The sequence below is a fragment of the Pseudomonas sp. FG35 genome (assembly GCF_057809295.1).
Map to the genome: position 1 here is coordinate 478,074 of NZ_JBMDJR010000003.1, position 13,912 is coordinate 491,985.

Here is a 13,912-nt window from a genome sequence, read left to right on the forward strand (position 1 = left end):
TGACGTGATAAATCGACCTGAAAAATCTGGTGTGAATCCATAACCAGGTTGATCCGGCACTGAGAGTTGGTCTGGTCTACAGTGAATTTTCCATTCCACTTCACAAGGACGTGAAGCATGCAAAATCGCCCTACCCTCGACCAACGCCGATTCGCCCGCCACTTACGCGCCAGCCAGACCGATTGTGAGCAACTGCTCTGGCAGAAGCTGCGGGCGCGGCAGGTGGCAGGGCTGAAATTTCGGCGGCAGGTGCCGGTTCCGCCATTCGTGCTGGATTTCTACTGTGTGGAATTGAAGCTGGCGGTAGAGCTGGATGGGGGGCAGCACTTTGAGGAGGCGGGAGAAATTCATGACCGGCGGCGTACGGCTTATCTTCAGCGACTGGGGATTGAGGTGGTGCGGTTTAGCAATCTGGAGGTGATTCAGCAGATGAGTGACGTGCTGGAGCAGATTGTGCGGGTTGCGGAGGTTTTGAGAGCGCAATCCTGATCCGAAAAGCGCCCTCACCCCAGCCCTCTCCCGGAGGGAGAGGGAGCCGATTGGGGGATATTGTCGGAATACATCGACCTGAAAAATCTGCGGTGAATCCGTAATCGACCTTGTGTTTCAGATCGATGCTTGAAATCCATAATCGACTCGGTGCATCAGGTCGACGCTTGGAATCCATAATCGACTCGGTGCATCAGGTCGATGTACCTCTCAAGACACCTCGGTCGGCTCCCTCTCCCTCCGGGAGAGGGCTGGGGTGAGGGCAAGCGGTCTACGCGGAACTCCTGAGCATTCAAGATCCCAACCGCGCCCACCTCGCCACCAGTTGCGCACTGATACTCACCCCGCCGCAAACAATGACCACCACATCATTCGCCCCCGCCAACGCCGGATGATCGAGGTACGCCACCGCCAGCGAAACCCCGCACGCAGGCTCCACCAATTGCCGCAGATCACTGGCATAACGCACCACGCCCATGATCGCGTCGTCATCTGACAGCACCAGACACTCATGATCGAACTCGCCGATATGCTCTACCGGCCAAGCCGCCACCTGGGCGGCGCCGAGGGAGGTGGCGACACTGTCGATCCGACTCAGGCGCACCGGATGGCCAGCCTGGACGGCCGCAGCGAACGAGGCGGCGCCTGTGGTTTCGCAGGTGATGATGCGGCAGTCTCGGCGGTCATGGCGCAGCAGCCCGGTGAGGATGCCCGCCAGCAAACCACCGCCGCCGACCGACGTGACCACGGTATCGACCTGCGGGCAGTCGTCGAGGATTTCGTCGACCATCGAGCTGTGCCCTTCCCACAACACCGGGTGATCGAAGGCCGGCACGTATTCGGTGTCCGCCGCGCTGGCCAGTTCTCGCGCTCGCTGATTGGCCTCGTCCCAGACTTTGCCGTGGACGATGACGTCCGCGCCGGTGCGGCGAATACGCGCGCGGGTCGCTTCAGGCGTGGTGTGCGGCACCACGATGCAGGCTTGCAAACCCAGGCTGACCGCTGCCACCGCCGTGGCCAGCCCGGCATTGCCGCCGGACGGGCATACGACCTTGCGCTTGCCCTGCGCCGCTGCCTGACTGCACAACAAGCCCATCCCGCGCAGCTTGAACGAGCCACAGGGTTGCAGGTTTTCCAGCTTCAGCCACATGCGCCGGGACGCAGTCGACAGGGTCGGATGGAGGATCAGCGGCGTGCGGATGTGCAACATGGCGGACTCCCGAAGCGGCGGATCGGATGATCGGAACGTCTCTGCCTGAAGTTTAGTCCACGCCCCTGCCAGCGGTTAAACGCCGGGGATCGTGCAGGGATCTACACTGAACGGAATAGCTGTGAGGTGCCTATGAAAATGTCTGCGCAAATGACCGTGGTCGCCGTGCTCGCCACCCTCGCCTATCTGGGCCTGGCGATGTGGGGCATCGGTGGCGTGGCGGTGTTCTTTTCTCACGGGGCGTTGGTCGTGATGGCCCTGGCCACGCTGGCCATGGTGGTGGCGTCGTTGTTCACGGAAGTGAACCTGAGCACCGGCGAACGCGAGGACCGGGCCAATCGCTGGGTGATTCCGGCGTTTGCCGTGATCGGACTGGTCAGTGCCTTTCTGCCGGCTTACTGCGACCGCATCGGTTTCTGGACCGTCGGCCGCGAAGGCACCCGTTGGCTGGGAGCGTTGCTGTTTATCGTGGGTGGTGGGTTGCGCTTGTGGCCGGTGTTTGTGCTGGGTCATCGGTTCAGCGGGCTGGTGGCGATTCAACCGGGGCACCGGTTGGTCACCGACGGCATCTACCGGCATCTGCGCAACCCCAGTTACCTGGGGCTGGTGATCAATGCGATCGGCTGGGCCTTGGCGTTTCGTTCGGTGGTCGGCCTGTTGCTGGCGGCGCTGACACTGATCCCGCTAATCGCCCGCATCCACTCCGAAGAGGCCTTGCTGCGCACGCAGTTCGGCGCCGAATACGACGCTTATTGCGCCCGCAGCTGGCGATTGCTGCCCGGGGTTTATTGAGGTTGCAGACGCAACTGGCCGTCGCTGTCGATGCTCAGCGCAATGTCGCGGTAGCTGGCGATGGTCGCGTGGGCGGTTTCAAGCGGATGCTGGTGAGTCGTGGTGATGATCATCAACGGCGCACCCGCGGCTTCAGCGGCCTGAATACCGACAGTGGCGTCTTCGAAAATCAGGCAATCCGCCGGCTCCAGCCCCAGGCGTCTGGCCGCCAGACGATAACCGGCCGGATCCGGTTTGCCAGCGGTCACATCTTCAGCGGTGATCATTACCGCCGGTTCAGGAATCCCCGCCGCGCCCATCCGCCGCAACGCCAGATCCCGTGGCGCCGAGGTCACCATGGCCCAGCGATCCGCCGGCAACGATTTGAGAAACGCTGCCGCGCCGGGGATCTCGACGATGCCTTCGACGTCTTCGATTTCCGCCTCGGTGATGAACGCCGCTTGCGCCTCGGCGTCCACGCCCGGCAGGTTCAAACGCGTGATGGTGTCGATGGCGCGCACGCCATGGATGGTCGGCAGGAACGTTTCGACGTTCACCCCGTGGCGCACGGCCCAGGCGGACCAGATCCGCTCGGCGGCGGCGATGGAGTTGAGGACGGTGCCGTCCATGTCGAACAGGAACGCGCCGAACGCGCGGTTGAAAACAGCATCGTGAGCAGACAAAAGATCACTTCCTCGCAAGGGGCCGGGCAACGATGCCCGGCAATGTAGCACCTGCGGGACGCTTCAGTGCAGACGCGGCGCCTTGGATTTGAACGCACCGTCAACACAGTCGAGCAACTGGCCGATGGCCCACGGCTTCTTGATGAACGCCACCGGATGCTTCACGCCTGAGGTCTCCGGTGTTTCATAACCGGACATGACCATCACCGGTTTGTCCGGCCAGCGCTCGCCGACCAGATTGGCCAGGTCTGCGCCGTTAAGCGTGCCGGGCATGGTGATGTCGGTGAGCAGCAGCGCCACTTCCGGCGCATGCTCCTCCAGATAGACCGAAGCCGCATCGGCGCTGGTCTGCGGCTCGACCTTGAAACCTTCCTCCTGAAGAATTTCGCACAGAAACTCCAGAATCAACGGATCGTCCTCGACTACCAGAATCAATCCGCCAGGAAGGTGCGCGCTCGACGTCGAAATTGGACACATGAACTGGCACTCCCTGAATTGCATGAACGATTTAGCGGCTTGATCCCGCTGCTTATCTGGTATGAGCAGCGCCTTCTACAGAAATTCATTTTTGATACAGGTCTTTTCGATAACACTGGGTCAACGGGCACTCGCCGGCGGGTAATTGCGGTTAAAATGCGCGCCCTTTTGCTGGCCGATCCTGATTGATGAACCCTCAAGCCCTCGCCGTTCTCCATACCCACCTGCTCAACGCGCTGACGTCGGCACCGGCCGAAACCCGGCGCCTGTTCCATGGGCGCGGGCGTTGCTGGCCGGGTCTGGAGCAGGTCACCGTGGACTGGCTGCAAGGCGTGGTGCTGGTGTCATTGTTCAAGGAGCCCGAGGCTTCGCAGCTGGACGACCTCAAGCGCCTGCTGCTGGAAATCACCGGTTCAGCGCCATGGCAGCAGTCCGGCGCCCACACTTTGTTGATCCAGCACCGTTACCTGCCGCAAAGCACCGCCGAATGGCTATTGGGTGAAGAGATCGACGAAATGACCATCGTCGAGGGCGGGCTGAAATATCGGGTGGATCTGGGCCGCAAGCAGAACACCGGGCTGTTCCTCGACATGCGCTACGGCCGCAACTGGGTGCGCGAACAGGCTGCGGGCAAACGGGTGCTGAACCTGTTCGCCTACACCTGCGGCTTTTCGGTGGCGGCCATCGAGGGCGGCGCCAGCCATGTGGTCAACCTCGACATGTCCCGCGCCGCACTGAGCCGGGGCCGCGACAATCACCGGTTGAACGGGCATGACCTGAGCAAGGTGAGTTTCCTTGGCCACGACCTGTTCAAGTCCTGGGGCAAGGTGATCAACAGCGGCCCGTACGATCTGGTGATCATCGACCCGCCGTCGTTCCAGAAAGGCAGTTTTCTGCTGACCAAGGATTATCAGCGGGTGCTGCGTCGTCTGCCGGAATTGCTGACGGCGCAGGGCACGGTGCTGGCCTGCATGAACGACCCTTCGTTCGGCTCGGACTTCCTGATCGATGGCGTGACCCAGGAAGCGCCGAGCCTGCGCTTCGAGCAGCGGCTGGAAAATCCGCCGGAGTTTCCGGATATCGAACCGGAAAGCGGTCTGAAGGCGCTACTGTTCAAGCAGATCGGCTGATTCCGGTCAGCGCGGGCGCAGCACCAACGCAAACAGCTCACCATGCCCCGTAACGTTGAGCTTGTGGTAGAGATTGCGCCGGTGCACCTTCACGGTCTCCGGCGAAATGTTCATGTGCTGGGCGATGGCCTTGCTGGAAAAGCCCTGAAGAATCAGACGCGCCGTATCGATCTCGCGCGCGGTCAGACGGGCGTCGAAGCGGTCGAGCAGCGCCGCAATATCGCCGACCGGCGCCTCGACCACCGCGCCTTGCGGCGGCATCAACTGCACATGCCGACGCATCGCTGACAGCACCCAGTCCCGCACACAGAGCAGGCGCCCCTGCTCCTGCAAACTGAACGCCGTCGAGCGGCCCATCGACAAGCCCAGCACGCCGCCATCGGTGTTGACCAGAAATTGCAGCTCATCCGCGCCGACCACCGAACGGAAGTAACTCTGGTAGTACTCGCTGTGCAGAAACTGGTCCGGAGCCACGGACGCGAGGCTGTACAAACCGTCGGCGACCCCGGCGACGGCGGCCTGGTAGAACGGATCAAGCAGGTACATGCCGGCACAGTAACCGGCCAGCTCTTCCTGCTCGTCGGCGCGGCCCTGGCTGTCGAAGTCGATCAGCAATTGCGGCGGCCGCCCCGTCTGCATCACCGCCACCAGCGCATTGTCCAGCGGCACCAGCAATCGCAGCGTATCGACCAGCGCCCGCCAGAAACCGTCCTGCCCCACCGTGGCGAACACCCGCGACAGGCTCTGATGCACCGGCAATTCCTGCAGCAACGCGTCCACGCACTACCCCTTTCGAGTAACCCATGATGGGAATGGGTGCGGCGCGGCCCGCCCGATAGGCTGACCACTCCTGTTCATCACCGGCCTGCCAACAGGCCAGGAGTGCCGCATCATGCGTGGTCATCGTGGGTATATCAACCTGGGTCTGATGGGCGTTTTGTCCGCTGCGCTGAGTGCGCAGGCGGCCGATGCGCCGAGCGTGCATGTCTATAACTGGTACGACTACATCGGCCTTAACACCCTGCATGACTTCAAGCGTGACAGCGGTATCGAACCGGTCTACGACACCTTCGACAGCGCCGAAGTGCTGGAAGGCAAACTGATGACCAGCCGCAGCGGCTACGACGTGGTGGTGGCGAGCAACTTCAGCCTGCCGACCCTGATCAAGGCCGGCGCCCTCGCCCCGCTGCCCCGCGACCAACTGCCGGGCTGGAAGAACCTCGACAACGACCTGCTGAGCAAACTGGCCAACAACGACCCCGGCAATCAGTACGCCGTGCCTTACCTGTGGGGCACCAACGGCATCGGCTACAACGTCGACAAGGTGCGCGCCGTGCTGGGCGAAAAGGCCCCGGTGGATTCCTGGGATCTGGTGTTCAAGGAAGAGAACCTGGCCAAGCTCGGCGAGTGCGGCGTGGCGATGCTCGATTCGCCGTCGGAAATGCTCCCGGTCGCGCTGCACTATCTCGGGCTGCCGCCGAACAGCACCAAGGCCGAGGACTACCAGAAAGCCGAAGCGCTGCTGCTGAAACTGCGCCCGCACATTGCCTACTTCAACTCCTCGAAATTCATCAGCGATCTGTCCAACGGCAACATCTGCGTGGCGGTCGGTTGGTCCGGCGCGATGCTCGAAGCCAAGACCACCGCCGAGCAGGCCGGCAACGGCGTGAAGATTCAGTACAGCCTGCCGAAGGAAGGCGCGCCGGTATGGTTCGACACGCTGGTCTTGCTCAAGGACGCACCGCATCCGGCCCAAGGCCTGGCGTTCATCGACTACCTGCTGCGGCCCGATGTGATTGCGCCGGTCAGCGATCACTTGTCCTACCCCAACGGCAATCGCGCCGCGACGGCGCTGGTTGCCCAGACCACCCGCGACAACCCGGCGGTGTACCCGTCAGCCATGGCGATGGCGACGCTGTACACCCTCGAGCCCCTGCCCAAAGCCACCGAACGGGTGCGCACGCGGGTGTGGAGCAAGGTCAAGAACGGCCAGTAACAACCCTTCGAATCACTGCCTTCAACAGAGAGAACATCAATGAAACCACGTGCCCGCGATCTCCATATCCGCATCGGTCAATTGCAGCCTGGCCCGCTCAACGCCATCACCGACGTACCCGGCGTACGGGTCGGCCACAGCAACGTGCGCGGCCGCAGCGCCAGCGGTCGTGACATCTGCAGCGGCGTCACCCTGATCGAACCACGCGCCGGTTCGACCAACGCACAACCGTGTTTCGCCGGCGTCCACGTACTCAACGGCAACGGTGACGCCACAGGACTGGAGTGGATTCGCGAAGCCGGCCTGCTGACCAGCCCGATCGCCTTCACCAACACTCACAGCCTCGGCGTGGTGCGTGATGCCTTGATCGAGCTGGATCGCGCGCAGCAACCGGATGACGGCCGTCTCTACTGGAACATGCCGGTGGTGCTGGAAACCTTCGATGGCTTGCTCAACGACATCAACGGCTTTCATGTGAAGCCCAAACATGTGGCCGAAGCGATGAGCAATGCCGTTGACGGCCCGGTGCAGGAAGGCGCGGTGGGTGGTGGCAGCGGCATGATCTGCCATGAATTCAAAGGTGGGATCGGCACCGCATCACGTCGCTTGAGCAAGGCTCAGGGTGGCTGGACAGTGGGCGCCATCGTCCAGGCCAACCACGGGATTCGCAGCGAACTGCGGGTCGACGGCTACCCGGTCGGGCGATATATGGAACAGGTGGATTCGCCGTTCCTGCGCGCTTCGTTGCCGCATCCGGGCATGGGCTCGATCGTAGTGGCCCTCGCCACCAATGCACCGCTGTTGCCGCATCAATGCACGCGACTGGCGCAACGGGCGAGCCTCGGTCTGGCGCGCACCGGTGGCGGCAATGAGGATCACAGCGGCGACATCTTCATCGCCTTCGCCACCGGCAACGGCCATATCCCCCCCGCCGCCTATGAAGGCAAAGGTGCGTCGACCTGCGACGGCTTGCGGATGGTCAACAACGATCACATCAGCGAGTTGTTCCTGGCGGCGACCGAGGCGGTGGAAGAAGCGATCATCAACGCCTTGCTGGCCAGCGAGAGCACCGAAGGCAACGGGCATTCGGTGCCGGGGCTGGATGCCGCCACCCTGCTCGCGGCCCTGGATAAAGCCGGGTGGCCGGGTGCTCGCTGACACTCAGCGGAACAACCCAAGTCCGAGTTCGCGCGCCGCCTGCAACTGCATTGCCGGATCGCTCGACTCGGACTCCAGCAACAACGCCGAGCCCGACACCGTCGCCCCGCAGTAATCGAAAATCCCGTGATCAATCTGCGTCTTCATCGCCGCGCCGTAGCCGTGGCGTTCGTAAGTGCGCGCATCCGCTCCGCCGAGTGCAACCAGGTGCACGCGCAGTCGTCCGAGCTTCTTCAGGGTCTTATCGCCGTCGAAATCGTACGCCCAGCCATTGCTGAACACCCGGTCGATCCAGCCTTTGAGCAGCGCCGGCATCGACCACCAGAACACCGGATAGACCAGCACCAGCGCATCGGCGCGGTCGATGCGTGCCTGCTCGGCCAGCACGTCCGCCGGTGGCGCGGATTCGCGGTGATGCACCGCCCAGTCGGCCACACCAAAGCGTGGGTCGAATTCTTCGGCGTGCAGGTCGGCGATTTCGAAGGTGTTGGAGGGATCGCTTTCCGACAGGCCTTTGGCAATCTGTTGCGCCAACCCGTGGGTCAGCGAACGTGGATCATCGTGATCGACAACAATCAATGCGTGCATGGGGAAATCTCCGGTTGGTGATTGCTGGCCAAGGGCTTATCCTCTCGATAAGCTACACTTAGTAAGTTACCTTCAGTAAGTTACGTTTGGTATATAAGCAATGTCAACCACTGAAATCCCCGAACCCGCACAACCCCGTCGACGCCTCTCCCGGGAAGACCGACAGCGCCAGTTGCTCGACATGGCCTGGCAGCTGATTCGCGAGGAAGGCACCGATGCCCTGACCCTCGGCTATCTGGCGGAAAAGGCCGGCGTGACCAAACCGGTGGTCTATGACCACTTCACCACCCGCGCCGGTCTGCTCGCGGCGCTGTACCAGGATTTCGACCGGCGCCAGACGGCCCTGATGGACGCGGCGCTGGCCAATGCCGAAGCGACTTTGACCGGCACTGCGACGGTGATTGCCACGGCGTATGTCGATTGCGTGCTGACTCAGGGCAACGAGATTCCGGGGGTAATTGCGGCTCTGGCGAGCACGCCGGAACTGGAGAAGATCAAGCGCGAATACGAGGCGATTTTCCTGGAGAAGTGCCGCCGCGTGCTCTCGCCTTTCGCTGACGGCGCAGAGATCGGTCAGGCAGGATTACGTGCCATGCTCGGCGCCGCCGAAGCCCTGTCGCAAGCAGCCGCCACCGATGAAATCAGCGCCGTACAGGCCCGTGACGAGCTGTTCGCCACCATCATTGCGATGGTCGAAAGAGCCGCTGCCCGCACCCTCAAAGCAGGTGACTGACGGTACTTGAGCGCACCACCTCAGCTTCCTACGATGGAGCTACGCAGTCGCTTGGTCCGCCAAGACGTTGCGTAGGTGCGGGTGCTCTGAACCCCAATCAAGCCCGCACCTGGCTTCATGCGCATCTTGAGCCTCGCGGGCTCTACTTCATCCCCATCAAAGAGTCTTGAGGCTCTTTTTTTGTCTCTGAAAATCAGCGTTCGGGTTCGCGACGGATTGAGCGCCAAGTGGCCTGGGCCAGCAATTCGCGATACGCCTTCGGACTGCCTTGCACTCGCCCGGACAGCCACGCGCGGCAATAGCTGTCGGCCTGACCGACGATCAGCGACGGCAGCAGCTCCGCCGGGTACTCGTTGAGTTCAGCCGCGCGCCCAGACTCGGCCAGCCAAGTGCGCAGACTCAGATTGCGGGTCTTATTGCGCTCGGCCAGTTCTTCCTTGTGCGGGCCCCAGGTCACGGCAAAGCGCGCGTGATACTGGAACCGCGCCCACTCCGGCTGGTTCTCGACCCAATCCACGTAGCTGTAGACCAGCGCCTGAACGCCCTCTTCGGTGGTCGTCGCGTCGGCCAGATAGGCGTCGCGCAGGCGCGCCTGATCCTCCAGCGCGGTGAAGAACAACGCGGCCACCAGCCCTTCCTTGTTGCCGAAATGGTGGTAGATCGCCCCGACACTGGTGTCGCACTCGGCACGGATCATTTCGATGGTGGTGGCCTCGATGCCCTGTTCGTTGAACAGGCGCAGGGCTTTGCGAAAGATGTCGCGCTTGAGTTCGGCGCGGCGGCCGGGGTAGCTGCGTTCGAGGAGATCTGCGGTGTCCATGGGCCTTGAAAATCCAAGTAAAGGGCACGTCCGTGCCGGTGATCGAAACACGCACAGGTTGACAGATTTCCCTCGAACAGAATACCGTTCCGTTACAGAACAATATTCTGTAACGGAATATGATTCTGTAAATACCCTAACCGCGAGGCTTCACCCATGAGTCAGTTTCTCAGCATGTTCAACAGTGTCGGTTCCCAGGCGTTCAGCCAGATGGCCTGCCAGGTCGCGCCGTACTTCAGCACCATCAACCCGCTGGTGACCGAGTTGCGGGCAGGTTCGGCGCAGGTGCAGGTGCCGTTTCGCCGCGAGATCACCAACCACCTCGGCACCGTGCATGCCATCGCCCTGTGCAATGCCGCCGAACTGGCAGCCGGGATGATGACCGACGTGTCGATTCCCGCCGGCGCACGCTGGATTCCCAAGGGCATGACCGTCGAATACCTGGCCAAGGCCAAGACCGACGTGACCGCCGTGGCCAATGGTGAAGGGCTGGACTGGCAGACCGAAGGCGACAAGATCGTGCCAGTGGATGTCCACGACGCCGAAGGCAAGAAAGTGTTCACGGCGCGCATCACCATGAACGTGAAACTGTCCTGAAATCACCGGCACAAAAAAGCCCTTGCTGCGCAGATCGCAACAAGGGCTTTTGTCGTTTCAAAGAGAAAGAATCAGTGAACGGTCAGGCGCTGGCGGACAAATTCTTCAGTGCGGCGGGTGACCTGATCCAGATGCCGGTCGCGCTGTTTTTCGGCATCGAGCATGGCGCGCTTGCCGTGTTTTTGCAGCAGGTAGGTGTGGATCTGCTGCACTTCCAGCGAACGGTAGATCGGTGTGGTGTCGATGAAACCGCGCAGCCCGTTGCTGCGGTAAGGCCGGGTGCTCATCAGCACCTGCGTTTCGAGCTGGCCCAGCACCTCGAAACCCAGCGCCTCGAAATACGGCACCTTGCCGACGCTGCAGGTCAGCTCGGCATGGGGGTAACGCGCCACCATGTCCGCGATCAACGAACGGGCCACGCCCTTACGCCGATGCCCCTCGCGCACCGCCAGGTAGGCCACGTTGCACGCCTCCCAATCGCCCTGCACCGGCAGGTACAACAGGAAGCCGACCACCTGCTCCGGATCATCGTCGTCGGTGGCGACCAGCAGTTCCACCTCGGTGCCCTTCTCGCCGTTCAACGCCTCCAGATACAGATGCACCTCGTAGCCCACCGCGTACTGATAGACGTTGTACAGCAGATTGCTCGGACCCAGCCCGACGGCACTGATGTCGGTGAGATAGTCGACCACCATTTGCAGGATCTGACTGTTGACGCCTTCGGGACAAGGGGACTTGTAATGGGTGATGCGGGGCATGGCGGGCGGACTCCAACGGTAAAACACAAGTTGCCGGGCGGGTTGAGTGACCGGCGAACCGCGACATCATACCCTGTGCAAGCCTGACAAAAATTTCATCTGCCCGAGAACGGATCTTTCGCCGATTTGGCGTCCAATTTTTCAGCTGCGTTCATTTTCCGACGCAGGCCTTGAGGAGTTGCCATGAACGTTCTGCGTTGCGCGAAAACCATGAAATGCTTGCTCGCTGCCGCGCTGGTGGCGATCACCCTGTCGGGCTGTGTCGTCGAACCGGTTCGCCCGCATCGGCCACCACCGATCGTCGAAGTGGTTCCGGTCATGCCTGCGCCGGGTTATCACTGGGTTGCCGGGCATTACCGCTGGGCCGGCAACCAATGGCGCTGGATGCCGGGACATTGGCGGACGTATTGAGGCCGGTCACTGCGCAGGGGCAACGACCTTGAACTTGATGTCGATATCCTTCGACACCACGGTGTCCGCCCACTCCCCCGCGCCGAGGCCGAACTGGTCGCGCTTGAGCACCAGTTCGCCGTCGAAGATGCCAATGCTGCTATCGGGTTTGAGTTGCACCGGCACCTGCACCTCACGGGTGATGCCTTTGAGGGTCAGGTGGCCGTCGACCAGATAACGGTCGGCGCCGACCGGGCTGAAGCGGGTCGATTCGAACACCGCCACCGGGAATTTATCGGTGTCGAACCACGCCGGTTTCACCAGCTCGGTATTGGCATCTTCACTGCCGGCGTCGATGCTGGTCAGGTCGATGTGCAGCGTGGTGCGGGCGTTGGCGAGGTTATCGCTGTCGAAATCCAGCGTCGCGTCGAACTTGCCGAACGTGCCGTACATCCGCGAGCCCATCTGGCTGTAAGTGAAACTGATCTGGCTGGCGGTGGTGTTGACCCGGGTGTACTCCACCGCACTCGCAGCAGGGATGAAGGTCAGGCAAGACGCGGCCGCCAACAACAATCGAATCGACATGCAATGCTCCGGCGCCCGATGGGTCTCGAATGACTTAAGCAAACATCCGGCACTTGTGCCAGCCTCACCAATGTCTACCCGGATCGCTTCATCACACCAACCGCTCAATCTTCTGATGCTTCCAGACCCGTGTGTAATACAGCGTCTGCAACACCAGCATCCCCAGATACGCGATCGGAAACGCCATCCACACACCCTGCAGACCGAACTTCCCGTCCAGCCAGTAGGCCGCCGGCAACTGCACACCGAGCACGCAAATGATCGCCACACCCACCGGCACCAGCACCGTGCCGCTGGCGCGCATGATGCCGCCGATGATCGCCTGGAAACCGAAGATCAACAGGCTCCACAACATGATGTGCAACAGGTGTTCGGCCATTGCCCGGGTCGAGTCTTCGGTCAGGAACAGCCCCAGCAGCCAATGCGACAACAGGTAGCCCGCCAGGATCAAACCACCGGTCAGGCACACGTTGATCCACAGCCCGGTGCGCAGGATCGGGCCCATTCGCTCCAACCGCCCGGCACCGATCGCCTGGGCGCCGAGGATCGACGCGGTGATCGCAATCGACAGCGCCGGAAACTGCACGTAGTTGACGATCTGCGTCACCGCGCCATAGGCCGCCGTCGCCTGCGAGCCATGCTGGTTGACCAGCGCCAGGATCACCAGCTCCGACAGCGACAGCACGATCATCTGCACCCCGGTCGGCAGACCTATGCGCAACACCTTGCCGAGAATCACCCCGTCCAGACGCAACGCCGCAAAGAACTCGCGATCCGGCGCCAGCGGATGGCCCTTGCGAATCAGGCGCCATGACAGCCACGCCAACGACGTCAGCGTACCGACCAGACCCGCAATTGCCGCGCTCTGAATGCCCAGTTGCGGCAAGCCGATCCAGCCGCGAATGAACGCCGGTGTCAGCGCCAGCCCGACAACGGTCGACAGCAGCAGCGCCAGCATCGGCGACAGCGTATCGCTCACCCCACGCAACAACTGGGTGAACAGCACGTACACCAACACAACCGGCAAGGTCCACATCATCACCCGCGCATAGGCCACCGCATCATCCAGCACATCCGCCGGCGTGCCCAAACCCTGCAAGGCCTGACGCGCAAACACACTGCCCAGCACCGCCGCCACCAGCCCGATCAATACCCCCAGCAACAAAGTCGCCCCGGCAATCGCCTTGACCATGTGCGACTCACGCGCGCCCCACGCCTGACCGATCAACACCCCTGCCCCGGCGCCCAGGCCGATGACCAGCGCGATAAAGAAAAAGATGATCGGAAACATCCCCGACACCGCCGCCAGCGCCTGCGTGCCGAGCATCTGCCCGATGTAGATGCTGTTGATTGTGCCCGACATCGATTGCAGGAAGTTCGACAGCACCATCGGGGCGAGGAACAGCAGGTAGGTTTTCCAGAGGGGGGATTGAGCGGGGGTTTGCATTGAGGATCCGTCTCGGGTGGGAGCTGATGACAGAGTCTAAGGTATGCGATGCCGTTCAGGTCGTACCGGTTTGCATTAAA

The 13,912-nt window shown here is 62.1% G+C and carries 17 protein-coding genes; 8 read left to right on the forward strand and 9 right to left on the reverse strand.

Annotation, left to right across the window (positions count from 1 at the left end):
• The first annotated feature begins 117 nt into the window (after window positions 1-117).
• Window positions 118-489 carry an endonuclease domain-containing protein gene (locus tag ACODTD_RS08775; protein ID WP_011334887.1) on the forward strand — a complete coding sequence of 124 codons (372 nt, stop codon included), beginning with the start codon at window positions 118-120 and terminating at the stop codon, window positions 487-489.
• 292 nt (window positions 490-781) lie between these two features.
• Here ACODTD_RS08775 and ACODTD_RS08780 read toward each other — a convergent pair whose 3' ends face one another.
• Window positions 782-1,699: a pyridoxal-phosphate dependent enzyme gene (locus ACODTD_RS08780; RefSeq protein WP_489104739.1), complete on the reverse strand. Its 918-nt coding sequence runs from the start codon at window positions 1,697-1,699 to the stop codon at window positions 782-784.
• A 132-nt stretch (window positions 1,700-1,831) separates the two neighbouring features.
• Here ACODTD_RS08780 and ACODTD_RS08785 point away from each other — a divergent pair, with 132 nt between their 5' ends.
• Entirely contained in the window at window positions 1,832-2,491 is a 660-nt protein-coding gene (locus tag ACODTD_RS08785; RefSeq protein WP_489104740.1) for a methyltransferase family protein, read from the forward strand.
• On the opposite strand, the gene ACODTD_RS08790 is transcribed toward ACODTD_RS08785, so the two are convergent.
• Window positions 2,485-3,153, reverse strand: coding sequence for an HAD family hydrolase (locus ACODTD_RS08790; RefSeq protein ID WP_011334890.1), 669 nt, complete (start codon window positions 3,151-3,153; stop codon window positions 2,485-2,487). The genes ACODTD_RS08785 and ACODTD_RS08790 overlap by 7 nt on opposite strands.
• A gap of 63 nt (window positions 3,154-3,216) precedes the next feature.
• The gene (locus ACODTD_RS08795) at window positions 3,217-3,630 is read right to left on the reverse strand and encodes a response regulator (protein WP_011334891.1); all 414 of its coding nucleotides are present in this window, start codon (window positions 3,628-3,630) and stop codon (window positions 3,217-3,219) included.
• Window positions 3,631-3,818: 188 nt separating this feature from the next.
• Between ACODTD_RS08795 and ACODTD_RS08800 the strand changes: the two genes are divergently transcribed.
• Complete coding sequence (locus tag ACODTD_RS08800; RefSeq protein ID WP_489104741.1) at window positions 3,819-4,760, forward strand: class I SAM-dependent methyltransferase; 942 nt, start codon at window positions 3,819-3,821, stop codon at window positions 4,758-4,760.
• 6 nt (window positions 4,761-4,766) lie between these two features.
• Here ACODTD_RS08800 and ACODTD_RS08805 read toward each other — a convergent pair whose 3' ends face one another.
• The gene (locus ACODTD_RS08805) at window positions 4,767-5,540 is read right to left on the reverse strand and encodes a helix-turn-helix transcriptional regulator (protein WP_011334893.1); all 774 of its coding nucleotides are present in this window, start codon (window positions 5,538-5,540) and stop codon (window positions 4,767-4,769) included.
• A gap of 112 nt (window positions 5,541-5,652) precedes the next feature.
• Between ACODTD_RS08805 and ACODTD_RS08810 the strand changes: the two genes are divergently transcribed.
• Together ACODTD_RS08810 and ACODTD_RS08815 are read left to right on the forward strand one after the other, a co-directional pair.
• The gene (locus tag ACODTD_RS08810; protein ID WP_489104742.1) at window positions 5,653-6,756 is read left to right on the forward strand and encodes a polyamine ABC transporter substrate-binding protein; all 1,104 of its coding nucleotides are present in this window, start codon (window positions 5,653-5,655) and stop codon (window positions 6,754-6,756) included.
• Window positions 6,757-6,795: 39 nt separating this feature from the next.
• Entirely contained in the window at window positions 6,796-7,914 is a 1,119-nt protein-coding gene (locus ACODTD_RS08815; RefSeq protein WP_201820318.1) for a DmpA family aminopeptidase, read from the forward strand.
• 3 nt (window positions 7,915-7,917) lie between these two features.
• Here ACODTD_RS08815 and ACODTD_RS08820 read toward each other — a convergent pair whose 3' ends face one another.
• Entirely contained in the window at window positions 7,918-8,502 is a 585-nt protein-coding gene (locus ACODTD_RS08820; RefSeq protein ID WP_489104743.1) for an NAD(P)H-dependent oxidoreductase, read from the reverse strand.
• A gap of 100 nt (window positions 8,503-8,602) precedes the next feature.
• Between ACODTD_RS08820 and ACODTD_RS08825 the strand changes: the two genes are divergently transcribed.
• Window positions 8,603-9,235, forward strand: a complete 633-nt coding sequence (locus tag ACODTD_RS08825) for a TetR/AcrR family transcriptional regulator (RefSeq protein WP_489104744.1) — start codon at window positions 8,603-8,605, stop codon at window positions 9,233-9,235.
• Window positions 9,236-9,428: 193 nt separating this feature from the next.
• On the opposite strand, the gene ACODTD_RS08830 is transcribed toward ACODTD_RS08825, so the two are convergent.
• On the reverse strand, window positions 9,429-10,055 hold the full coding sequence (locus ACODTD_RS08830) for a TetR/AcrR family transcriptional regulator (RefSeq protein WP_489104745.1): 627 nt from the start codon (window positions 10,053-10,055) through the stop codon (window positions 9,429-9,431).
• Between the two features lie 156 nt (window positions 10,056-10,211).
• Here ACODTD_RS08830 and ACODTD_RS08835 point away from each other — a divergent pair, with 156 nt between their 5' ends.
• Window positions 10,212-10,652: a hotdog fold domain-containing protein gene (locus tag ACODTD_RS08835; protein WP_011334899.1), complete on the forward strand. Its 441-nt coding sequence runs from the start codon at window positions 10,212-10,214 to the stop codon at window positions 10,650-10,652.
• Between the two features lie 71 nt (window positions 10,653-10,723).
• Here ACODTD_RS08835 and ACODTD_RS08840 read toward each other — a convergent pair whose 3' ends face one another.
• Window positions 10,724-11,410 (reverse strand): GNAT family N-acetyltransferase, encoded by a 687-nt coding sequence (locus ACODTD_RS08840; RefSeq protein WP_489104746.1) that lies wholly within the window; start codon window positions 11,408-11,410, stop codon window positions 10,724-10,726.
• 183 nt (window positions 11,411-11,593) lie between these two features.
• On the opposite strand from ACODTD_RS08840, the gene ACODTD_RS08845 reads away from it, so the two are divergent.
• Window positions 11,594-11,821 carry a YXWGXW repeat-containing protein gene (locus ACODTD_RS08845; RefSeq protein ID WP_011334901.1) on the forward strand — a complete coding sequence of 76 codons (228 nt, stop codon included), beginning with the start codon at window positions 11,594-11,596 and terminating at the stop codon, window positions 11,819-11,821.
• 6 nt (window positions 11,822-11,827) lie between these two features.
• Here ACODTD_RS08845 and ACODTD_RS08850 read toward each other — a convergent pair whose 3' ends face one another.
• Complete coding sequence (locus ACODTD_RS08850) at window positions 11,828-12,385, reverse strand: YceI family protein (RefSeq protein ID WP_011334902.1); 558 nt, start codon at window positions 12,383-12,385, stop codon at window positions 11,828-11,830.
• Between the two features lie 91 nt (window positions 12,386-12,476).
• Complete coding sequence (locus ACODTD_RS08855; protein WP_489104747.1) at window positions 12,477-13,832, reverse strand: MATE family efflux transporter; 1,356 nt, start codon at window positions 13,830-13,832, stop codon at window positions 12,477-12,479.
• Between the last annotated feature and the right edge of the window lie 80 nt (window positions 13,833-13,912).